General features: G+C 43.7%; 21 protein-coding genes. 17 read left to right on the top strand and 4 right to left on the bottom strand.

All coding sequences use genetic code 11. The features are described from left to right. Positions 1–34 precede the first annotated feature (34 nt). Genes I8J31_RS17470 through I8J31_RS17440 form a run of 7 tightly spaced genes read left to right on the top strand, consistent with a single transcriptional unit; the run spans position 35 to position 6,428 of the window. Positions 35–1,384 (top strand): DEAD/DEAH box helicase, encoded by a 1,350-nt coding sequence (locus I8J31_RS17470; RefSeq protein WP_199469876.1) that lies wholly within the window; start codon positions 35–37, stop codon positions 1,382–1,384. 60 nt (positions 1,385–1,444) lie between these two features. Next, positions 1,445–2,866: a protein adenylyltransferase SelO gene (locus I8J31_RS17465; protein ID WP_199469875.1), complete on the top strand. Its 1,422-nt coding sequence runs from the start codon at positions 1,445–1,447 to the stop codon at positions 2,864–2,866. Positions 2,867–2,914: 48 nt separating this feature from the next. After that, a complete protein-coding gene (locus tag I8J31_RS17460; RefSeq protein ID WP_199469874.1) occupies positions 2,915–3,943 on the top strand; it encodes an NAD(P)H-dependent glycerol-3-phosphate dehydrogenase in 1,029 nt (342 codons plus the stop codon). After that, entirely contained in the window at positions 3,936–4,220 is a 285-nt protein-coding gene (locus I8J31_RS17455) for a DUF4389 domain-containing protein (protein WP_199469873.1), read from the top strand. The genes I8J31_RS17460 and I8J31_RS17455 overlap by 8 nt, the downstream gene beginning before the upstream one ends. Further along, a complete protein-coding gene (sixA, locus tag I8J31_RS17450; protein WP_199469872.1) occupies positions 4,207–4,686 on the top strand; it encodes a phosphohistidine phosphatase SixA in 480 nt (159 codons plus the stop codon). Before I8J31_RS17455 ends, sixA begins: the two co-directional genes overlap by 14 nt. A gap of 35 nt (positions 4,687–4,721) precedes the next feature. After that, a complete protein-coding gene (locus tag I8J31_RS17445) occupies positions 4,722–5,585 on the top strand; it encodes an alpha/beta fold hydrolase (protein WP_199469871.1) in 864 nt (287 codons plus the stop codon). Positions 5,586–5,624: 39 nt separating this feature from the next. Beyond that, the gene (locus tag I8J31_RS17440; RefSeq protein ID WP_199469870.1) at positions 5,625–6,428 is read left to right on the top strand and encodes a DUF4892 domain-containing protein; all 804 of its coding nucleotides are present in this window, start codon (positions 5,625–5,627) and stop codon (positions 6,426–6,428) included. Here the strand turns inward: I8J31_RS17440 and I8J31_RS17435 are convergent. Further along, positions 6,425–7,036 (bottom strand): Maf family protein, encoded by a 612-nt coding sequence (locus I8J31_RS17435; protein ID WP_199469907.1) that lies wholly within the window; start codon positions 7,034–7,036, stop codon positions 6,425–6,427. The two genes, I8J31_RS17440 and I8J31_RS17435, sit on opposite strands and share 4 nt — an antisense overlap. A 160-nt stretch (positions 7,037–7,196) precedes the next feature. On the opposite strand from I8J31_RS17435, the gene I8J31_RS17430 reads away from it, so the two are divergent. The 7 genes from I8J31_RS17430 (at position 7,197) to fabF (ending at position 12,314) form a co-directional block, all read left to right on the top strand. Further along, positions 7,197–7,718, top strand: coding sequence for a YceD family protein (locus tag I8J31_RS17430; protein ID WP_199469869.1), 522 nt, complete (start codon positions 7,197–7,199; stop codon positions 7,716–7,718). An 18-nt stretch (positions 7,719–7,736) separates the two neighbouring features. Then, entirely contained in the window at positions 7,737–7,916 is a 180-nt protein-coding gene (gene rpmF, locus I8J31_RS17425) for a 50S ribosomal protein L32 (protein ID WP_013661159.1), read from the top strand. Positions 7,917–7,927: 11 nt separating this feature from the next. Next, complete coding sequence (locus I8J31_RS17420; RefSeq protein ID WP_199469868.1) at positions 7,928–8,875, top strand: fatty acid synthesis protein; 948 nt, start codon at positions 7,928–7,930, stop codon at positions 8,873–8,875. A gap of 12 nt (positions 8,876–8,887) precedes the next feature. Further along, the gene (fabD, locus tag I8J31_RS17415; protein WP_199469867.1) at positions 8,888–9,811 is read left to right on the top strand and encodes an ACP S-malonyltransferase; all 924 of its coding nucleotides are present in this window, start codon (positions 8,888–8,890) and stop codon (positions 9,809–9,811) included. A gap of 51 nt (positions 9,812–9,862) precedes the next feature. Beyond that, positions 9,863–10,597, top strand: a complete 735-nt coding sequence (gene fabG / locus I8J31_RS17410) for a 3-oxoacyl-ACP reductase FabG (protein ID WP_199469866.1) — start codon at positions 9,863–9,865, stop codon at positions 10,595–10,597. A gap of 134 nt (positions 10,598–10,731) precedes the next feature. Then, positions 10,732–10,965: an acyl carrier protein gene (gene acpP, locus I8J31_RS17405; protein ID WP_115896560.1), complete on the top strand. Its 234-nt coding sequence runs from the start codon at positions 10,732–10,734 to the stop codon at positions 10,963–10,965. A 104-nt stretch (positions 10,966–11,069) separates the two neighbouring features. Then, the gene (gene fabF, locus I8J31_RS17400) at positions 11,070–12,314 is read left to right on the top strand and encodes a beta-ketoacyl-ACP synthase II (protein WP_199469865.1); all 1,245 of its coding nucleotides are present in this window, start codon (positions 11,070–11,072) and stop codon (positions 12,312–12,314) included. A 38-nt stretch (positions 12,315–12,352) separates the two neighbouring features. Here fabF and I8J31_RS17395 read toward each other — a convergent pair whose 3' ends face one another. Further along, complete coding sequence (locus I8J31_RS17395) at positions 12,353–12,760, bottom strand: PA2817 family protein (protein ID WP_199469864.1); 408 nt, start codon at positions 12,758–12,760, stop codon at positions 12,353–12,355. A 59-nt stretch (positions 12,761–12,819) separates the two neighbouring features. Here I8J31_RS17395 and I8J31_RS17390 point away from each other — a divergent pair, with 59 nt between their 5' ends. The 3 genes from I8J31_RS17390 to queF are packed head-to-tail and all read left to right on the top strand — an operon-like array spanning position 12,820 to position 15,340. Further along, positions 12,820–13,734, top strand: coding sequence for an ABC transporter ATP-binding protein (locus I8J31_RS17390; RefSeq protein ID WP_199469863.1), 915 nt, complete (start codon positions 12,820–12,822; stop codon positions 13,732–13,734). A gap of 4 nt (positions 13,735–13,738) precedes the next feature. After that, positions 13,739–14,512: an ABC transporter permease gene (locus I8J31_RS17385; protein ID WP_199469862.1), complete on the top strand. Its 774-nt coding sequence runs from the start codon at positions 13,739–13,741 to the stop codon at positions 14,510–14,512. Positions 14,513–14,524: 12 nt separating this feature from the next. Further along, a complete protein-coding gene (queF, locus tag I8J31_RS17380; protein ID WP_199469861.1) occupies positions 14,525–15,340 on the top strand; it encodes an NADPH-dependent 7-cyano-7-deazaguanine reductase QueF in 816 nt (271 codons plus the stop codon). A 71-nt stretch (positions 15,341–15,411) separates the two neighbouring features. Here queF and I8J31_RS17375 read toward each other — a convergent pair whose 3' ends face one another. Together I8J31_RS17375 and rne are read right to left on the bottom strand one after the other, a co-directional pair. Then, entirely contained in the window at positions 15,412–17,058 is a 1,647-nt protein-coding gene (locus I8J31_RS17375; protein ID WP_199469860.1) for a SulP family inorganic anion transporter, read from the bottom strand. Positions 17,059–17,209: 151 nt separating this feature from the next. Next, on the bottom strand, positions 17,210–20,299 hold the full coding sequence (rne, locus tag I8J31_RS17370; protein WP_199469859.1) for a ribonuclease E: 3,090 nt from the start codon (positions 20,297–20,299) through the stop codon (positions 17,210–17,212). Positions 20,300–20,466 lie beyond the last annotated feature (167 nt).

Here is a 20,466-nt window from a genome sequence, read left to right as displayed (position 1 = left end):
ATTTCACAACATAAAAGAAGCGTAAAATTCCAATATGGAAAACCAAAGTCAAGTATCACCATCAGAAAGTACGTCAAAGCCCAAACGCGCCCGCCGTCCGAGTAAACAACCTCGCAATAGCGAAGAAAATACCTCCGATCTTGCCAGTGAAAATAATGATGCTGTGTCTAGTGCGAAAAATGCTAATGCTGGTTGGTCTATTGAAGACTTTTCGGTTGCCGAAGTCGATGGGAAGCTTCGCTTTCATGATTTGAATTTGCCTAACCGCGTTTTAAAGTCAATATCGGAAATGGGGTTTGAATATTGCAGTGAGATTCAGGCAGAAACTTTGCCTATGACCCTATTGGGCTATGACATTATAGGTCAAGCACAAACTGGGACAGGTAAAACAGCGGCTTTCTTAATCGCCATGATCAGTGACTTTCTTGATTATCCTTTGGAAGAAAAACGCGCTAATAATGTCGCTCGTGGATTGATTATCGCTCCAACCCGTGAATTGGCCCTACAAATTGCTGATGACGCTGTTAAGTTAACGTCAAATTGTCATTTGAACGTTGTTACTCTGGTTGGTGGCTTAAGTTACGAAAAGCAAAAAATCGCACTGCAAACTGAAAATGTTGATATCTTGGTGGCAACGCCGGGACGCTTATTAGATTTTGCCCGTAGTAAGAAAGTTCAACTAAATAAGGTTGAGTGTTTGGTATTGGATGAAGCGGATCGCATGCTGTCCATGGGGTTCATCCCGGATGTGAAAAGTATCATTCGTATGACGCCACAAAAAGAAACACGTCAAACCATGTTGTTTAGCGCTACTTTCCCGAAAGATGTTCAGGTGCTTGCTCGTCAATGGACTTACTTTCCTAAAGAAGTCTCGGTTGTGCCAAAAGAAGCAACTAATCAAAATATCGATCAAGTTATCTATACCGTAGAAGCGGATCAAAAATGGCCTGTGTTGAAGCAGCTTATTGAAGAAAATGGTGGTCAGCGTACGATTATTTTTGCCAATCGCCGAGATGAAACGCGTGATTTATATGAGCGTCTTCGTAAGGCGAACATTAACTGCGCTATTTTATCGGGTGAAGTTGCCCAAGATAAGCGCGTTAAAACCTTAAAGAACTTTAAAGACGGCATTATTCAGGTGCTAGTGGCGACAGATGTGGCTGGCCGTGGTATCCACGTAGATAATGTTGAGCTGGTTGTAAACTATGCCTTGCCAGAAGATCCGGAAGATTATGTGCACCGTATTGGTCGAACAGGTCGTGGTGGTGAAACGGGTAGATCCGTTAGCTTTGCCAGTGAAGATGATGCTTTTATGATTCCTGAAATTGAAAAAGTGGTTGGTGAAAGCATCCGTTGTGAATACATGGTGAATACATCTGCATAACCTATGTTAAGAGACTGCTGTTAAAAGTTCTTTTCGGCAGTTTCTTTAAAGCGAGTGACGATGAATTTAGAACACAACTTTACAGGTTTAGGTGAGGCATTTTTCTCTAAAACGCTCATCAAGCCACTTCTAGAGCAGCGCTTGGTTGAGTTTAATCAATCTGTCGCAGCCTTCCTTTCTATTGATATAAAATCCCCTACAACGAAATCCATCTTGAGCGGCGAGCAAGCTGTCCTAAATAGCTTGAGCATGGTGTATGCTGGCCATCAATTTGGCGGTTTTTCTCCGCAATTGGGAGATGGCCGTGGTGTTCTATTGGGTGAGTTGCGTGGCCAAGATGGCCTTTTATATGATTTACATATGAAAGGAGCAGGACCAACGCCATATTCCCGTCGTGCAGATGGTCGTGCGGTATTACGCTCCTGTATTCGTGAATACCTTGCCAGTGAAGCTATGCAGGCTTTATCAATTCCTTCTTCCCGTGCCTTAGCACTTTATGATAGCCGTGAAGCGGTTTATCGGGAAACGCCTGAACCTGGGGCCATGCTATTGCGTACGGCGCAAGGGCATATTCGCTTTGGTCACTTTGAATACTTTTTCTATCAAGGTAAACAGGAAGAGCTAGATGCGCTTATTCAGTATTGTCTTGAATATTATTATCCTGCTTGCTTGGAAGCCGAATCGCCGCTAGAAAGCATGTTAATAGAGGTGGTAAAACGAACGGCTCGCATGATAGCTAAATGGCAGGCCGTTGGATTCCAGCATGGAGTGATGAATACTGATAATTTTTCCTTTACTGGCGAGACCATTGATTATGGTCCCTATGGCTTTATGGAAGACTATCAGCCGGATTGGATATGCAACCACTCAGATCATGAAGGGCGCTATGCTTTTTCTCGCCAGCCCGGAATTGGCTTATGGAATTTAAATTGTTTGATGCGATGCTTTTCAAATCATCTAACGCGCGATCAACTGGTTGCTATTTTGCAGACCTATGAGCCAGAGCTACAGACGCATTACGATGAACTCATGCTAGCTAAAATGGGGCTTGGTGATGTAAACGATTTGCATGTTTTGTTACCGAAATTATTTACTATACTGCTAGCTGAAAAAATGGACTATACCCTCTTTTTTCGCTTACTTAGCCGAATAGGAGAGAATGATTTTTCGTGTGTTTTAGATGAGGTTATTGATAGGGCGCGCATGTCTGAATGGCTGGCGTTATATCAGGCGGCGCGTAGTAAGGTCGTTGTTGCTTGGGCTGATACCAGTGATTTAATGTTGCAAACTAACCCAAAATTCATTCTACGAAATTACTTAGCTTATGAAGTGACTCAAGCGGCGGAGCAAGGCGATTATTTGCCATTTCGCCGACTGCTAAACGTATTGAGTCATCCATTTGATGAGCATGAGTCGTCTGATGTGCTGGCGCAAAGAGCCCCAGATTGGGCTCAATCTTTAGAAGTTAGTTGCTCGTCTTAGTATAATTAAATACTTTTAATAAATTGGTTTTTAAGAGAAATACTCATAATGAAACATTCGGTTTGTGTATTGGGTGGCGGCAGTTTTGGTACCGTCTTGGCGAACATAATGGCGAACAACGATCATCAGGTTAGCCAGTGGATGCGTAACGAGCAACAAGTCGAGGAAATTAATCTCACGGGCCTAAATAGTCGCTACCTACCTAATGCACCTCTGCATCAGGAGTTATTAGCAACCAGTAATTTAGAGCAAGCCATTCGTGAGAGTGATACCGTTTTTGTTTCGATTCCGTCGAAGTCTTTTGAACAAGTTGTGCAGCGTATTGAACCCTTGCTGACAGAGGATAAGATTTTAATTAGCACGACTAAGGGATTTAATCCAAATCGTTTTGAACTTATGAGTGATATTTTGCGTCGAAACCCTGCTACGCAAAAAATAGGTGTATTAAGTGGGCCAAACTTGGCAAAAGAAATTGCTGTTGGTCAAATTACTGGATCGGTTATTGCGAGTCCTGATGAAGAGGTTCGATTGCGTGTAATTGAGCTACTCAAGTCGCCGACTTTTCGGATTTATGAAAATACCGATAGTACGGGGGTCGAATTGGCGGGCGCGTTAAAAAATATTTATGCCATTGTTTGCGGCCTTGCTAAAGCGATGAAGGTGGGTGAAAACACCATGTCGATGATCATTACTCGTAGCCTAGCTGAAATGAGTCGTTTTGCCGTTCATTTTGGTGCTAATCCAATGACCTTTTTGGGCTTGGCTGGAGTGGGAGATTTGATTGCTACTTGTACCTCACCATTGAGCCGTAATTATCGTGTGGGTTTTTTGATTGGTTCAGGTAAGACGCTAGAGCAAGCGATTGAAGAGATAGGTGAAGTGGCGGAAGGGGTAAATACCTTGAGGATGGTCGTTACCGAGGCGGAAAAGCATGGTCTTTATATGCCTTTGGCGGAAGGCTTGTCTAAACTATTATTTGAGAAAGCCAAGCTAGAGTCATTGATTGGTTCAATGATGACTGGTGGGCAAAAATGGGATGTCGAATTTGCGACAAAAGAGGAGAATAAACATGGCTAAACCGGGTTATACAGATCAGAGTTTTTGGTTCAGATTAGTTTTCATGTTGGTGTATTGGGTTGTGCTGAATGTGGCCGTTACCGTTTTCGGTATTCTTTTGATTTTAGTGAGCTTGGTGAAGCTTGGTTCAAAATATGAGCCGATCGTTTTATTGTCTTGGTTGAGCCGTGTTACGAGCTTTATTCTGCAAATTTTTCAGTTTATGTCTTTTGAAACAGAAGAGAAGCCGTTTCCATTTCAGCCATGGCCTCAGGTAAAGTCGGATGAGCAAGACTAAACACCTTTATGTTCTGCGCCATGGCGAAGCCGAATCTTATGGTTATAACAAAGATGAGCTACGGGCTTTAACTGATTTTGGTTTTGACGAAGTAAAGTCTACAGCTCAGGTTTTTCAGGCAAAGGGTGAAATGTTTGATGCGGTTTTTGTTAGTCCTTATTTAAGGGCGCAGCAAACGGCTCAATGCTTCCTAGAGGCCTTAGGAAGCTTAATTAAAGCAGAAACCTGTCCTTTGATTACCCCGAGTGGTAAAGGAGAGGAGGTGGCCTTGTGGCTGAACTCGCAGCCTTATCAATCCATTTTGATTGTGACTCATCAGCCTTTTGCCCATCAATTTGTTGATTTGTTAGTTGATGAGCCCTTGCCTGCGAACTTTGCAATGACCACGGCAACCCTTGCCGCTGTGCAAGGAGAATTGTTTGCTACGGCTTGCTGTCAGTATCGCTGGTCTGTTTCTCCTTCTTAATGCAAATGTTGTTGAGGATAAAGTAAGTTAAAAATATGGGAAATGACATAGTTTATAGGCTTGCACATACTGAAATTGCAGGACTGCAGTGGTTACCTCAAAAAACATCAGAGCTAAAAGTGCTGTCTTTACATGGCTGGTTAGATAATGCCGCCAGTTTTTCTAATTTGTCACCTTATTTGATGGATTATACTCATATTGCTGTTGATCATGCTGGCCATGGTTTATCGAAGCATCGTCCTATTGGTAGCTTTTACCACCTCTGGGATTATGTTTTGGATGTGGTGTCCATATTGAATCAATCCAGTCAGCCCTGTTGGTTGATTGGCCATAGTATGGGCGGTTCGGTTGCTATGTTGGTAGCGGCTATTGTGCCGGACAAAGTACGAGGTCTGATTGTATTGGACAGCATGGGGCCTGTGGTGAGCTCTCCTGCAGATCGAGTGGTGACCTTGCAGCGTGCGGTGCAAAAAATGGTAAAACACCGCCCTGATCACAATACAAAATATCAAACTCAAGACGATATGGTGTTGGCTAGAATGAATGGGTTCACTTCTTTATCTAAAAGTGCAGCAAAGCTATTAGTGGAGCGTGGCAGCAAGCAAACGTCTGAGGGCGACTGGACATGGCGTCACGATGGTAAGTTAAGCTTTCCATCTCCGTATCGTATGGATGAGGCCAGCGTCGAAGCTTTTTTGCAGGGTATTAAGTGTCCGAGCTTAGTCTTGATGGCTAAAGAGGGTATCTATACCGAGGGTGATGACATAGTGTCTAGTCGTGCAGCTCAATTTTCGTGGTTAAAATTGAAGTGGCTAGAAGGAAATCATCATTTTCATCTTGAGCCAGATACTGTGTCCGCTGTTGCGGCTGAAGTTCAATATTTTATTGATCAAAATTAATGAATTAATCCACCTATCTAATGGTGAGAGGTAGATTGCATGGTTAAGTTTCGTGGCGCTTTGTTTTTATCTATTTTACTGAGTAGTCTCTCTTACGCTGATTTGTCAGAAAGCGAGCCCTATCGTGGTGCTCAGTTAGTCAAAAGTAACTCTAAAGTCGATCAGTTAATTGAGGTGCCATTAAGTAAGATTAGTCGTGCTGGTCGTGGTTGGGAGCCTGAGTCAGTAATTAGGGTGAAAGGAGAATATTCTAGCTCGCTTTATAAAATAGATCGCAATGCGCTTTTAGCTGATGTTTATGCTCATTACAAAGCACTTTTAGTCGCTGATGGGCAGTCTATTTTATTTGAGTGTGAAAGCCGAAGTTGTGGCAGCAGTAATGCTTGGGCTAATAATTTTTTCAAAGATTATTTATTGTATGGTGCAGATCAAAATCAATCTCTATTGGTTGTTAAGGATCGTCAAGGTGCCTATCAGATCATGTACATTAACCGTCGTGGTGCGGGTGATGTCATGGTGCGCTTAGATGAAGTAAAGGCAACGGAGGCGCAAGATTCAGAGTTTGGTATTGTTGCTCAAATGGATGCCTCAGACCTTCCTAGGATTCGTCGCTTTTTAAGTGATTTATTGCCTGATCAGAAGGTGGTTGCTTTTGTAACGAGTCAAAAAAACGGTTTGTTGAGCGCAATAGAGCGGGGGGATCGGATGATATCAAATGTTGAGGCTGGTCTTGGTGATCGTTTAAGCAGTAAGGTGCGCTTTATTAATTTAGCGGATTTAGGGCGTGAGTCTCTGGGCTTTGATCGCATTGCTTTTGTTTATGATTCTCCCCTAGAGAATTAGCCTAGGGGATTGATTTGGTGTTGCCTCAGTAAGCGGCATAGAGAAATAAGGGGGAGGCCAATGAGACTATTCGGATCTTCTCCTTCCATTTTTTCAAACAGGCTAATACCTAACCCTTCACATTTAAAGCTACCAGCACAGTCTAGTGGTTGCTCTATACGAATATAGTTTTCAATTTCTCTTATTGTTAGCTTTCTAAAATAAACATGATATTGATTTAGTTCATATTGGAAATTGAGCGTTTGTTGATTGAGAACGCATAAGCCAGTTAAGAAACTTACCTTATTACCACTAAAATTTTTTAGTTGCTGAATAGCGTTTTGATTATTAAGTGGTTTACCAAGAATTTGTTGATTTAGAACGGCAACTTGATCAGAAGCAATAATGAGCTTGTTAATGTCGTTTATCGTTAACTTGTCCGCTTGTACTGCCTGAGCCTTACTGATTGTTAGGCGCTTGACGAGGTTTTCTGCTGATTCGCCGTCGAATGGTGACTCGTCAATATCAGGTGAATGGCACTCAAAAGGGATTTGTAGGCGTTCAAGTAATGACTTTCGGTAAGGGGAAGAGGAAGCCAAAACAAGCTGTTTTTGTGGGGCTTTTTGCATCACTTTTGCTATGCCTTTTTTATAAATAGTGGACTGTTTTAGTGTAATAAACGCGGATTCTACTTTTTTTTGTCAGTTATGGCGAAAAACGGTGAAAAAAATGCCTCATAATGCACTTAGACTTTGACAATACAGGCCCTTAGCCATATTATTTGCCGCCATGTTGAATGACTCATTACCTAAATATTTTGACCCTCGCAAATATGCCAACCACGAGTCGGCATTTGAAGGGTACATACCCCTTAACCAGTTTAAGGAACTGTGTGCTATTTTAGCCTCTGATGAGGGTAATGCTTTTATTCATCTAGACTTTAGAGTTGATGAGGATAAGCGCTACATTGCTTCCGGATCATTAAGCGCTCAAGTGCAAGTTGTTTGTCAACGCTGCATGGGAGCGGTTCCCTATGATCTGGCGTTAGATTTGGCATTGGGCTTTGTTTATGACGAAGATCATGCCAAAAAACTACCGAAAGATTATGACCCTGTTGTCATGACCGATGGTGAAGTAATCTTAGCAGATATGGTGGAGCAAGAAATTATACTTGCCTTACCCATTGTCGCTTATCACGAAGAAAGTGGTTGCAACCCAACAGCTGTAAAGTATGCCTCGTCTACCGATGACGCACCGGATGACGAAAAACCGAATCCATTTAGTATATTGGCCCAATTAAAGGCCAAGTAAAAGTTAGGAGCTCCAAAAATGGCAGTACAAAAAAGTAAAGTGACTCGTTCACGTCGCGGCCAGCGCCGTTCACATGACGCTTTGACTAGCGCAACACTTTCTGTAGAGCAGACTACTGGTGAACTTCACCGTCGTCACCATGTTTCTGCGGATGGTTTTTATCGTGGACGTCAAGTTATCACCCCTAAAGGTGAGTAACTAAGATACCCATGATTAGGGTAGCTTTAGACGCTATGGGCGGGGACTTAGGTCCCCGCGTTGCATTCGAGGGAGCTGTTGAGGTTCTTTCTCGATATCATGACTTAGCTATTACCATCTATTATTCCCCAAGCTCTGATCTTGAGCTTCCGTTGTCCCATGAACGACTGTCTTTTATTTCCTGTTCCGATGTTATTGCTGGCGATGAAGAAATTGTTCGCTCCTTATTTCGTCGTAAAAACAGTTCGCTTTATCGGTCCTTAATGAGTTTGTCTCAGAAAGACTCAGATGTTGTTGTAACTTTGGGCAATACTGGTGCCATGGTTGCTCTTGCTCGGCATATTTTGGGGGTGTTACGTCCTAAACTCTATCCTGCTTTAATTCGCGAGCTTCATACTAACCCGCTACGTTGCTTGGTTGATCTTGGTGCTAACGTGCACTGTCCTCCTTCTATGTTGGAAGGTTTTGCTGAGTTAGGCGCTGCTTATGTGGAGGTATTAAGTGATGAAGTGCCAAGGGTTGGCTTGCTTAATGTCGGCGTAGAAAATTCTAAGGGTAGTTCAGTTATTAGAGAGACGGATCGAATTCTTGCTAATAAAAGCTGGCCAAAATATTTAGGCTATGCGGAAGGGACTGAGTTATTTCGTGGCGAAAAAAACGTCATCGTCTGTGATGGTATGGTAGGTAATGCCGTATTAAAGGCATCTGAAGGCTTGCTGTCTTTTTTGATGGGGCAATTAAAAGAGTTGGGCGAGGGGGCTTCAACCCTATTTGAGACTTTTTACCAAACTGAACGCAGGCATGGGGCTTGCTTAGTAGGGGTGCGTGGCAATTTGGTAAAAGGTCATGGTTGTTCTGATCTATCTGCGATGATCGGTGCAATTGAATATGGAGTAGATATTGCGCGTGCGGATTTGTTTTCTGCGGTTGAAGCGCGACTTTGTAATAAAGCTTTATAACCAGGAGGTTAAATGAGTACTGAATTAGCTTTTGTTTTTCCGGGTCAGGGTTCTCAGCAATTGGGTATGTTGGCCGATTTGGCTGAAAGACACCAAATAATTGGTCAAACTTTCGCTGAAGCGTCTGAGGTGCTTGGTTACGACTTGTGGAACCTTGTGCAAAATGATGCCGAACGATTAAGTCAAACGGACAAAACACAACCAGCCTTGCTTACCGCTAGTGTTGCCTTGTGGCGTCTCTGGGAGCAGCAGGGTGGGGAAGTGCCTGCTTTTGTTGCGGGCCACAGCTTAGGTGAATATTCGGCGCTTGTCTGTGCTGGTGTGATTGCGTTTACTGATGCAGTTGAGTTGGTTAAATTGCGTGGCGAATTCATGCAGGCGGCTGTTCCTGCTGGTGAAGGTGCGATGGCGGCCATCATTGGTTTGGCTGATGATCAAGTGGTTGCCGCTTGCGAAAAGGTTGCTGGCATTGTTAGTGCGGTAAACTTTAATTCACCCGGTCAGGTGGTTATTGCTGGGCACGTTGCCGCCGTAGAAGAAGCAATGTCTAATGCCAAAGAAGCTGGTGCTAAGCGTGCTTTGCCTTTGCCAGTCAGTGTTCCTTCCCATTGTGAACTGATGATTCCAGCGGGTAAAAAATTAGCCGAGAAATTAGAGTCTATTCAATTTAATGAACCAACCTGTACATTAGTACAAAATGTTAGCGCGAAAGCAGTTTCTGATGCAGCTGTGATCAAAGCCAATCTAGTTTCTCAACTCAGCGAGCCTGTGCAGTGGACTCAGTCTGTTGCCTTGCTTGCAGAGTTAGGTGTGACCACAACATTAGAGTGTGGTCCAGGTAAAGTGCTAAGTGGTTTGAATAAGCGAATTGTTAAAGGCATAGCTGTCGCCTCTTTAGGGGATTTGGCTGGATTTGAAGCGGCATTGTCTGCTTAGTATTTGTATAGAAAGAATTTTATTTGTTGAAATGATGAATGGGAGAGAATCATGAGTCTTGAGGGCAAAATTGCGCTGGTTACTGGGGCGACACGAGGCATAGGTAAAGCGATTGCTATGGCTCTTGTTGAGCAGGGAGCTACTGTTATCGGAACCGCGACTAGCGATTCTGGCGCGCAGAGTATTAGTGAATACTTGGGTGATAAAGGCAAAGGTTGGGTGCTAGATGTTTCTTCTAGCGACTCTGTTGATGCGGTTATAAAGGGAATTAATGCTGAATTCGGTGCGCCAACCATTTTGGTTAATAATGCTGGCATAACTCGTGATAATCTTATGATGCGCATGAAAGAAGATGAGTGGGATCAAGTGGTTAATACTAATCTTACCTCTGTATTTCGTGTCACAAAAGCTTGCTTGCGTGGTATGACTAAGGCAAGATTTGGTCGTGTTATCAGTATTAGTTCGGTTGTAGGTTCTATGGGGAATGGCGGTCAAACTAACTATTCTGCTGCCAAAGCAGGTCTAGAAGGTTTTAGTCGTTCGCTAGCGGCTGAAATTGCTTCCCGTGGTATAACGGTAAATTGCGTTGCGCCAGGCTTTATTGAAACAGACATGACTAAGGTGCTTCCTGAAGAACATAAGGCCAAATTGGTCGAAAAAGTGCCTTCATCACGCCTTGGTCAACCAGAAGAAATTGCAGCCGCCGTTGCGTTTTTAGCGTCGCAAGGCGCTGCATATATCACTGGTGAAACATTACATGTCAATGGTGGCATGTATATGTCGTAATTTGGGTTGAATTTTATATTCAATTCAACGAAAATACGTCTCCGGTTCAGATTAAGAATCCCGCCTGTTATAGGTGACCGAATTTTATATAATAGCTTACACTGAGCTGTTAACGAGTAGAGTAGGAATTTCTAATGAGTAGCATTGAAGAACGCGTTAAAAAAATCGTTTGCGAACAACTAGGTGTTAAAGAAGAAGAGGTTGTTAGTTCAGCTTCTTTCGTTGATGACTTGGGTGCCGATTCCCTAGACACAGTTGAATTAGTTATGGCTCTTGAAGAGGAATTTGATACTGAAATTCCAGATGAAGAAGCTGAAAAAATCACTACTGTACAAGCAGCGAACGACTACATCAACGCTAACTTGTAATATTTTGGTGATCTGAGTTTCCCGAAAAGCCGCTTGTATTTATTACAGCGGCTTTTCTTATTAATAGCCCTTTAAGTAAAAAAGGGAATGACTGGAGGAATCCTATGTCTCGTCGTCGGGTTGTAGTCACAGGAATGGGAATGGTGACACCCCTTGGCAACAATGTGAAGGATACGTGGGACAGCGTATTGGAAGGCAAGAGCGGTGTATCGGAGATCGCCTCTTTTGATGCCGGACAGTTTTCCACACGTTTTGCTGCGCAAGTGACAGATTTTGATGCGACTCAGTATATGAGTTTCAAAGAAGCGCGCAAAATGGACCTTTTTATTCAATATGGTATCGCGGCGGCTGTTCAGGCGCTGGAAGATGCCAATTTAAATGCTGAAACTGCCGATTTAAATCGTGTAGGTTGTGCAATAGGTTCTGGTATTGGTGGATTGCCAATGATTGAGAAGAACCTAGAGTTATTGAATGAATCAGGGCCAAAACGTATTTCTCCATTTTTTGTGCCAGGCGCGATTATTAATATGATTTCAGGTCACGTTGCGATACGTTTCGGCTTTAAAGGGCCGAATATTTCTATCGTGACAGCTTGTACAACAGGTACTCATAACATTGGTATGGCGGGGCGTATGATTGCCTATGGTGATGCTGATGTGATGATTGCGGGTGGTGCAGAGATGGCCATCACGCCTTTAGGAATGGGCGGCTTTGGTGCTGCGCGTGCCTTATCCACCAGAAATGATGCCCCTAAGTCAGCCAGTCGTCCATGGGACAAAAACAGAGATGGTTTTGTTATGGGGGATGGTGCCGGTATTCTTGTGCTAGAAGAGTACGAGCATGCGATTGCCCGTGGCGCAACGGTTTATGCTGAATTGGCTGGCTTTGGCATGAGTGATGACGCTCATCATATGACAGCACCGCCAGAGACAGGTGAAGGCGCGGCGGCAGCGATGAATGCCGCTTTAAAAGATGCGAATGTAATGCCAAGTGACGTTGATTATATCAATGCGCATGGGACCTCGACGCTTGCAGGGGATTTAGCGGAGACAAATGCTGTTAAATTGGTGATGGGCGAAGATGCAGAAGATGTTGCGATTAGCTCAACTAAGTCTATGATTGGGCATCTATTAGGCGCGTCCGGTGCGGTTGAGTCGATATTTTCTATTTTGGCGATTCGAGATCAGGTGGCACCGCCAACCATTAATTTAGAAGAGCCCGGTGAAGGTTGTGACTTAAACTATGTACCTTTTACGCCGCAAAAGAGAAAAATCGATACAGTTTTAAATAACTCTTTTGGCTTTGGTGGCACCAACGGTACTTTGGTATTTAAGAAATTTGCATACTAATTAGATGGGCGGATCGGATGATCCGTCCATCTATTAGATTAATGAACTTGAGTGGAGTGGCCGCGCAGAAGGCTGATTTCCTTCGCTATATCATAGCTTTTTTGCTGCTTATCTAATTCGTAAAGATGATCTTCAAGTTGCTGATACAAAGCGATTTCCTCATCTCCTAAGAAATGCAGGCATTCTCCACCAACAAACCAAAGTAACTCTCTTTTAATTAGTGGGACTAGGTTTGCGTAACAGCGAATAAAACGGGATAACACTTCTTGGGCCTCGAAAGTGTAGCTGGGGTCACTTGCTTCAATTTTTGAAGTGAGCGAGTCCCATTTTTCCAAGAAGTCTAATTCTTCTTCAGCCATGTCCGCTTGATCAAAAGGCGCATGTTCTGCGATGCGTTGGCGCAAATCAGCAAAAGCGTTAAAGATATATTGTGTGCGTGATTCCACGTAAAACCCTATTTATAAGTAATGACTAAATCGGCCGTTGCCGTACGAGAACTTCAATTATGACATATGCAATTGAAATTAGTGACCTTAAAAAGCGCTATGAAGGTGGTTTTGAAGCACTTAAAGGGATCGATTTAAAAGTAGAGAAAGGCGATTTCTTTGCATTGCTTGGTCCTAATGGGGCGGGAAAATCAACAACGATTGGTATTTTATGTTCTCTGGTCAATAAGTCATCAGGCAAGGTGTCTGTGTTTGGTACTGATATCGATACCGATTTTGCTCAAGCAAAGAAATATTTGGGCGTTGTACCGCAAGAGTTTAATTTCAATGTGTTCGAGACTGTTTTTAATGTTGTGGTTACACAAGCAGGGTTTTATGGGCTCAGTAAGAGCGTGGCAGAAGTTCGTGCTGAAAAGTACTTAAAACAGTTGGACCTGTGGGATAAGAGGGATGTGCAATCTCGCATGTTATCAGGAGGCATGAAACGACGACTGATGATTGCAAGGGCGTTGATTCATGAGCCAGAGGTGCTGATTTTAGATGAGCCTACCGCCGGTGTGGACATAGAATTACGTCGCTCTATGTGGGCGTTTATTAAAAAGCTTAATGAGCAGGGCACAACCATCATCTTGACCACGCATTATTTAGAAGAAGCTGAGCAACTGTGTCGCAATATCGCCATTATTAATGGCGGCGAAATCGTTGAAAATACTAGCGTGAAAGCCTTATTGAAAACATTAAACCAAGAAACCTTTATTTTAGACCTTGATAATAAGCTTCCAGAAAATTGGCAGTTGCCGGGTTATTCGGTAGTAACTAGTAAAGATGCAACGAGCATCGAGGTTGAGGTTATTAAAGGTCAGTCTATCAATGATATTTTTAAGGCTTTGGATGAGGTATCGGTGAATGTCATCAGTATGCGTAATAAATCGAATCGACTCGAAGAGCTCTTCGTTAAATTAATTAAAGGGTAACTTAATGAAAAACTCAGAAATTTGGATTGCTTTTGTTACTATTTTACTTAGAGAAATTCGTCGATTTACCCGTATTTGGCCGCAAACCTTACTGCCGCCAGCCATCACAATGACGCTTTATTTTGCTATTTTTGGCAATTTAATTGGTGATCGAATCGGTGAAATGGGTGGCTTTAGCTATATGCAGTATATTATCCCCGGTTTGATTATGATGTCGGTGATTACGAACTCCTATTCGAATGTCGCGTCGTCTTTTTTCTCTGCTAAATTTCAGCATAGTATTCAGGAATTACTGGTGTCACCAACGCCTAACTGGGTCATTTTAGTGGGCTATGTATTAGGTGGTGTAGCGCGAGGTTTGTGTGTCGGGTTAATTGTTACTGTGTTGTCGCTATTTTTTACTCACTTAGCATTACAAAGTTTGTTTTTGACGGTTTTGGTTGTTTGCTTAACCTCCATTATGTTTTCTCTTGGTGGTTTTGTTAATGCTATTTATGCGAGAAGTTTTGATGATGTGTCTATTGTACCGACATTCATTTTGACGCCTCTCACATACCTTGGCGGGGTCTTTTATTCCATTGATTTGTTGCCAGATTTCTGGCAGAAAATGTCTATGCTGAACCCTGTTCTTTATATGGTGAATGCATTTAGGTACGGTATTCTCGGCGTTTCCGATATTAATGTGTATTCGGCGCTGATTATCGTGAGTTTGTTTATTGTTGTGTTGTTTTGGTACGGTCTGCGTTTGCTTAATCAAGGCAAAGGCATTAGAAATTGAGGACAGTGTTATATGGGCTTTTTACCCTTAGGTCAGCAAACAGACTATGTTTCTGAGTACAATCCAGGGCTGCTTTACCCAATTGCGAGAGTTGATAAATGGTCTGAAATGGGCGTTGAATCTGACCGTCTTCCTTTTCATGGGGAAGATATTTGGAACGCCTATGAATTATCCTGGTTAAACGCTAAAGGAAAGCCAAGAGTGGCTTTGGCTGAATTTCGTTTTCCCTATGACTCCCCAAATATTATTGAATCTAAATCGTTTAAATTGTATCTAAACTCTTTTAATCAGATGCGTCATGACTCAATGGAAGAGGTGCAAGCGCTGTTGGAGACTGATTTGTCCAATGCGGCAGGGGCAGCGGTAAATGTTGTCATTCGTGATGCGGATTCTATGGCGTCTTTGGTGGTACTTACGCCAGATTATTGTATCGATGATTTGGATGTTGAGACTTCTGAATATCATCCTAATGCAGATTTACTTGAGATTGATACCCAATCGGGTCAGGTAGAGGAGCGTTTAGTTAGTCATTTATTAAAGTCAAATTGTCCGGTTACCAATCAGCCTGATTGGGGGTCGGTGTTTATTGACTATAAAGGCACACGAATTAGTCATGAGAGCTTATTGAAATATATTGTTTCTTTTCGAGAGCATACGGACTTCCATGAGCAATGCGTAGAGCGAATCTACATAGATATTATGCAAAAATGTCAGCCAGAAAAATTGGTGGTTTATGCTCGTTACGTTAGACGTGGTGGTTTGGACATCAACCCATATCGATCTTCTATGCCTATTGTGTTAGGTAATGATCGTTTGACGCGTCAATGAGCATAGCTTGTATTTTAAAAAGCCGCTTTCTAGCGGCTTTTTTATTGCTTAAAAAATATGGTGTTGCATGTTTAGTTTAAGCTTTTTACCGCTTGTGCTAGGGCTGATTTGCGAGAATCACAAAAAGCGTTATGGGGTAAGCGCTTTAGTACACCTAGTTTCTCTAGACGCTCAGTCGTTTGTCCATTCGGACTAAAGATATAAACAGCACAATGGGCTTCTATAGCGTCTTTAATGGCATTTTCTAATGCTAGTCCCACCGTCAGATCCATCATAGGAACGGCACTTAGATCTAATACTACGGCTTGGTAGTTATGAATTCGGTTATGATGCTTCGCAATGGCTTTACTGACACCAAAAATCATTGGGCCAGATAGGTAGAAGAGAAGGACGCGCCCATCGGCTTCATCAAGTAGCTTTCTTTCGTCTTCAGTAAGAGGAATATCATCATCCGCATCACTAATGGCTTTGACATTGCCTGATTGAAGTCGGCTGAGCTTTTCTATGGTTAAAATATTGGCAATGAAGACACCGATACCGACGGCGACCATAAGATCAACAAACACAGTGAGCGCCATCACACCATACATGATAATAGTGGGTGATAACGCCACCTTATGCGCTCGTTTTAAAAAACTCCAATCAAGAATGTTAATTCCCACATACAGTGCAATACCGGCTAATACTGCCATTGGAATGGGGCTGGTTAGCTGTGACGCTCCCAGTACGACAAGCAATAGGATAAAGGCGCGAACAATGCCTGCAAGAGGAGATTTTGCACCAGACTGGATATTCACGACGGTTCCCATGGTGGCACCGGCACCGGGTAAGCCACCTAATAAACCAGAGAAAAGGTTTGCGGTGCCTTGACCAATTAACTCTCTGTTTGAATCGTGTTCTTTACGGGTCAGGCTATCAGCAATGACGGCCGTCAGTAATGTATCTATGCAGCCTAGGGTGCCAAGTACTAGGCCATCAATGACCATCTCCATGATGACACTGCTTTCAAAGTGGGGCCAATGAATAGAGGGTAAACCAGAAGGAATGTCGCCAATGCGGCGCACATCGTTTTCATTGAATAAGATGACAGATACCAATGTTATAGCGACGAGGGCAACCAGTTGTGGTGGAATATAGCGGCGCCATTTTTTAGGTAAATAAAATAATACCCCTAATGTTAAGAGGCCTAAAAAGAGCTCCGAGAACTTCAGTTCCATAATGAGGTTTGGTAGCGCCCCCAATGTTCCCATCACGCCGCCAGGAGGTGATGGGTGCCCTAGGAAGGGGGCTAGTTGTAGAATGATTAATATAACACCGATGCCAGACATAAAACCTGAAATGACACTATAGGGCATTAGGGTGATGTATTTTCCTAGCTTTAAATAGCCGAGTGTAATTTGGAATAGGCCAGCAATCATGACGACGGTGAAAGCCATGGCAACTCCGCTTTCGGGGTTGCTCGCCATCATGCTGGTAAGAACCGCTGTCATAATGACGGTCATTGGGCCTGTTGGTTCGGAAATTAGACTGGTTGAGCCACCAAATAAAGCGGCAAAAAAGCCAACTAGAATAGCTCCCCATAGTCCGGCTTCAGCGCCTGCGCCAGAGGCAACGCCAAAGGCAAGGGCGAGAGGAAGAGATACGATTGCTGTCGTTACGCCGCCGAATAAGTCGCCGACAAGAGTCCAGTCCTTGAAACGAGAAAAATCAATAATCATGGTAAGGCATATCCGCAATCTTTCATTGTCTGTTTATTTTGCTATGACTCATATTCATTACAAGTCCTATATTGTAATCACAAAAGAGCCCGCATTGGCGGGCTCTTAGTCTTTTATTTTAATCGCTAAATTTTATTTTAGTGATTAACTGTTATTCAGCTTCAGGGGCTACATCTGCGGCCGAATCTGCTTGGCGAGCCAGCCTTGGGTCATTTTTGACTCGACTAGTAGGGCGTCGGCGTGAAGTGCTTTGTTTACGCTTTTCTTCTTGCTCTAAACGTAGCTTTTCCTGTTGAGCCAAAATAGCCGCTGGTAGTTCAACAGGGGCTTTCGCTTCTGTTGGTGTTTGCACTACAGGTTTACCACGTCCACGACGAGGGGCACGAGTAGGGCGAGCTGGTTTTACTTCGACTTCTGCTTTTTCCTGTGTCGCTACTGGCTCTGCTTTGCTTTCTTCTATAGCAGGAGCTTCTATAACGGGAGCTTCGATTTCAGCCTCTTTTTGAGCCTGAGGGACTTCTTCCGTTTTCACAGTCTCTTCAATAGGTGCTTTCGTCTCTGCTACTGTCTCTTCTATTTGCTGAGTAGAGGTCTCTTCAGTTATAGCTTCTGCTTTGATTGCAATAGGGGTTGCTTCCACATCGATTTGAGCAGCTTCATCTATCTGTGCTTTGACAGACATTTTTGGCTTTTCTTTCTTTGCAGGTGCTTCCACTTTAGCACTTGGAACTTCATCAACTGGCTGAAGAGTGATAGAGGCTTCGTTCGTAACCGCTTCAGTTTCTTCGGTTGCTGAGACCTTGGTCTCTGTTGGTTCAGCTGCTGGTGTTTCAGTCACAGTTGCAGGTTCTGCCTGAGTTGCTTCTACAGGCGTGCTTTCAGGAGCTTTTGCTTCCGTCACTACTTCGCTAGTTTTTTCGGAGGTAGACGCTTGAGGTGATGCATCTACTTGTGTTTCTAGTTCTGCGTTAGTCTCTTCTTTTTGAGGGCGACGCGAACGACGTGAACGACGTGAACGACGCTCTTGAGATCCTGTGTCACCATCCATGTTTTCAGCGCCGCGGTTAGATTCTGCATTTTTAGCGGCTTCTAAAAGGGCGTTATCTTCTTGCTCTTTTAGTATTGTTGCTTCAACAGCTTCTTCCTTTAGTTTGCCATTACGACGGCGATTTTCATTGCGATTGCGCTTACGCTCTGCAACTTCTGGGACTGTTTTTTGTTTACGAGCCGGTGCTTTTACTGCGGCTTCCTGTCTTTCTGTTTTAACTTCCGGGTTATCTTGTTTGTTACCGCGGTTATTATTGCGACGAGAATTTCCTTTGCTTGCTTCCGCTTGCTCGCGACGTGATTGACGAGTAGAGCGATTATTTTCTTTGCTATTATCGCGATCAGCGTTTTGGTGTTTCACATTGCGCTTATTATTGTTGCGATTGCCGCGATCATTGTTTTTGGTTTTTTCTGTGCTGCGATCGTTACTTGCAGTCCTTGGGGAAGGTTTTTTGCTAACCGTTTTTTTCGCCGGTTTGTTTTGCTCTTCCCCAAATAGTGCCTTCATAATGCGAGTAATTAGACTCGGCTTATTAGTGGCTGATTTTGCTTTTTTATGGGCTGCCGTTGGTGCTGTATGGGCAGGAGCAGGGGCTTTTGGTGCAATGCTGGTGACAGCAGCCTGTGGGCGTACGTTCTCATTTACTTGACGAGGCTCATAAGGTGGCTGTTCTGGTGTTTCAACATAGGTGTAGCTGTTTTCATTTTGCGATACAACCGTGCTGTCATCACGAATACGCTCAACTTCAAAATGTGGTGTTTCCATGTGTGGATTCGGCACAAGGATGATATGAACGCTGTTACGTTTTTCGATTTTGGCGATGTTCGTGCGCTTCTCGTTCAGTAAGAAGGTTGCGACAGAAACAGGCAAGACAGCTCGAATTTGTGCTGTGCGTTCTTTTGAGCACTCCTCTTCAATCAAACGAAGGACAGAAAGAGCGAGAGATTCAACGTCACGGATAAAGCCTTGGCCATTGCAGCGAGGGCACACAATACCGCTGGTTTCACCTAGGGAAGGGCGTAGGCGTTGACGAGACATTTCTAATAGGCCGAAGCGTGAGATACGACCTATTTGTACTCTTGCTCGATCGGCTTCCAGCGCATCTTTCATGCGCGTTTCTACCTCTTTCTGGTTGCGTACTGGTGTCATATCGATAAAGTCGATGACGACCAAACCACCGATGTCTCGTAGGCGTAATTGACGAGCAATTTCGTCTGCCGCTTCGACGTTGGTTTGCAGGGCGGTTTCTTCTATATCGCCGCCTTTTGTTGCGCGGGCGGAGTTGATGTCAATAGAAACGAGAGCTTCTGTTGGGTCTATGACAATCGAGCCACCAGAGGGGAGGCGTACTTCGCGTTGGAAGGCGGTTTCGATCTGAGTTTCGATCTGAAAGCGGTTAAACAGCGGAGTAGAATCTGTGTACATCTTGATGCGAGACTTAAAGTGCGGCATGACTTGCATGACGAAGTTGATAGCATCTTGATAAGCGTCTTTTTCATCAATCAATACTTCGCCAATGTCTTCACGAAGGTAATCGCGAATGGCGCGGATAACGATGTTGCTTTCTTGGTAAATCAAGAAAGGAGCAGGCTTCTCTGAAGCGGCTTTGGTGATAGAGCTCCAAAGCGTATCTAGGTAATCTAAATCCCATTGTAGCTCTTCTGTAGAGCGGCCAACGCCTGCGGTACGAACAATCAAACCACCGTTTTCAGGGGTGTTAAGTCCAGACATGGCTTCTTTTAAGTGGGATCTATCATCGCCATCGATACGACGAGAGATACCACCTGCGCGAGGGTTATTTGGCATAAGTACCAAATAGCGGCCAGCTAAACTAACGAAGGTTGTTAGCGCTGCGCCTTTATTGCCACGCTCTTCTTTGTCTACTTGAACGATGACCTCTTGGCCTTCGCTTAAGACATCTTTGATGTTTATGCGGCCTTCGTGATTCGATTTTTTAGAAAAGTAGGTTTTAGAAATTTCTTTAAGAGGGAGGAAGCCGTGGCGATCAGCGCCGAAATCAACAAAGGCAGCTTCTAGGCTCGGTTCTATACGAGTAATGCGGCCTTTATAGATATTCGATTTTTTCTGTTCGCGAGAACCGGATTCAATATCAAGATCATACAGACGTTGTCCATCGACAAGCGCAACGCGCAACTCTTCTTGTTGAGTTGCATTTATTAGCATTCTAATCATTTAGTTGTGAACTCTGTTAGCTGAGACGAACAACTGTTCAGTAGGAAGGTGGCACCAATAAAATATCTGGCTCAGGTCTAGAGTAGGCCATTTGTAGTGTTCGGGCGAGAGGAGTACGCGATACGTTCATTTTATAATTAAACGCTTTTGTGCGGTCGCTGCCGTAA

The sequence above is a fragment of the Marinomonas transparens genome (genome assembly GCF_016463975.1).
Classification (GTDB): domain Bacteria; phylum Pseudomonadota; class Gammaproteobacteria; order Pseudomonadales; family Marinomonadaceae; genus Marinomonas; species Marinomonas transparens.
The sequence above is the reverse complement of the archived record's forward strand: the minus strand, read 5'-3'. Positions and strand labels throughout refer to the sequence as shown.

Bases quoted from the DNA above. Each gene is read 5' to 3' on its own strand.
- sixA (WP_199469872.1), top strand. From the start codon at position 4,207: ATGAGCAAGACTAAACACCTTTATGTTCTGCGCCATGGCGAAGCCGAA.
- I8J31_RS17470 (WP_199469876.1), top strand. From the start codon at position 35: ATGGAAAACCAAAGTCAAGTATCACCATCAGAAAGTACGTCAAAGCCC.
- fabF (WP_199469865.1), top strand. From the start codon at position 11,070: ATGTCTCGTCGTCGGGTTGTAGTCACAGGAATGGGAATGGTGACACCC.
- I8J31_RS17460 (WP_199469874.1), top strand. From the start codon at position 2,915: ATGAAACATTCGGTTTGTGTATTGGGTGGCGGCAGTTTTGGTACCGTC.
- fabG (WP_199469866.1), top strand. From the start codon at position 9,863: ATGAGTCTTGAGGGCAAAATTGCGCTGGTTACTGGGGCGACACGAGGC.
- fabD (WP_199469867.1), top strand. From the start codon at position 8,888: ATGAGTACTGAATTAGCTTTTGTTTTTCCGGGTCAGGGTTCTCAGCAA.
- I8J31_RS17455 (WP_199469873.1), top strand. From the start codon at position 3,936: ATGGCTAAACCGGGTTATACAGATCAGAGTTTTTGGTTCAGATTAGTT.
- I8J31_RS17375 (WP_199469860.1), bottom strand. From the start codon at position 17,058: ATGATTATTGATTTTTCTCGTTTCAAGGACTGGACTCTTGTCGGCGAC.
- I8J31_RS17430 (WP_199469869.1), top strand. From the start codon at position 7,197: ATGTTGAATGACTCATTACCTAAATATTTTGACCCTCGCAAATATGCC.
- queF (WP_199469861.1), top strand. From the start codon at position 14,525: ATGGGCTTTTTACCCTTAGGTCAGCAAACAGACTATGTTTCTGAGTAC.
- I8J31_RS17465 (WP_199469875.1), top strand. From the start codon at position 1,445: ATGAATTTAGAACACAACTTTACAGGTTTAGGTGAGGCATTTTTCTCT.
- acpP (WP_115896560.1), top strand. From the start codon at position 10,732: ATGAGTAGCATTGAAGAACGCGTTAAAAAAATCGTTTGCGAACAACTA.
- I8J31_RS17445 (WP_199469871.1), top strand. From the start codon at position 4,722: ATGGGAAATGACATAGTTTATAGGCTTGCACATACTGAAATTGCAGGA.
- I8J31_RS17390 (WP_199469863.1), top strand. From the start codon at position 12,820: ATGACATATGCAATTGAAATTAGTGACCTTAAAAAGCGCTATGAAGGT.
- rne (WP_199469859.1), bottom strand. From the start codon at position 20,299: ATGATTAGAATGCTAATAAATGCAACTCAACAAGAAGAGTTGCGCGTT.
- I8J31_RS17435 (WP_199469907.1), bottom strand. From the start codon at position 7,036: ATGCAAAAAGCCCCACAAAAACAGCTTGTTTTGGCTTCCTCTTCCCCT.
- I8J31_RS17440 (WP_199469870.1), top strand. From the start codon at position 5,625: ATGGTTAAGTTTCGTGGCGCTTTGTTTTTATCTATTTTACTGAGTAGT.
- I8J31_RS17420 (WP_199469868.1), top strand. From the start codon at position 7,928: ATGATTAGGGTAGCTTTAGACGCTATGGGCGGGGACTTAGGTCCCCGC.
- I8J31_RS17385 (WP_199469862.1), top strand. From the start codon at position 13,739: ATGAAAAACTCAGAAATTTGGATTGCTTTTGTTACTATTTTACTTAGA.
- rpmF (WP_013661159.1), top strand. From the start codon at position 7,737: ATGGCAGTACAAAAAAGTAAAGTGACTCGTTCACGTCGCGGCCAGCGC.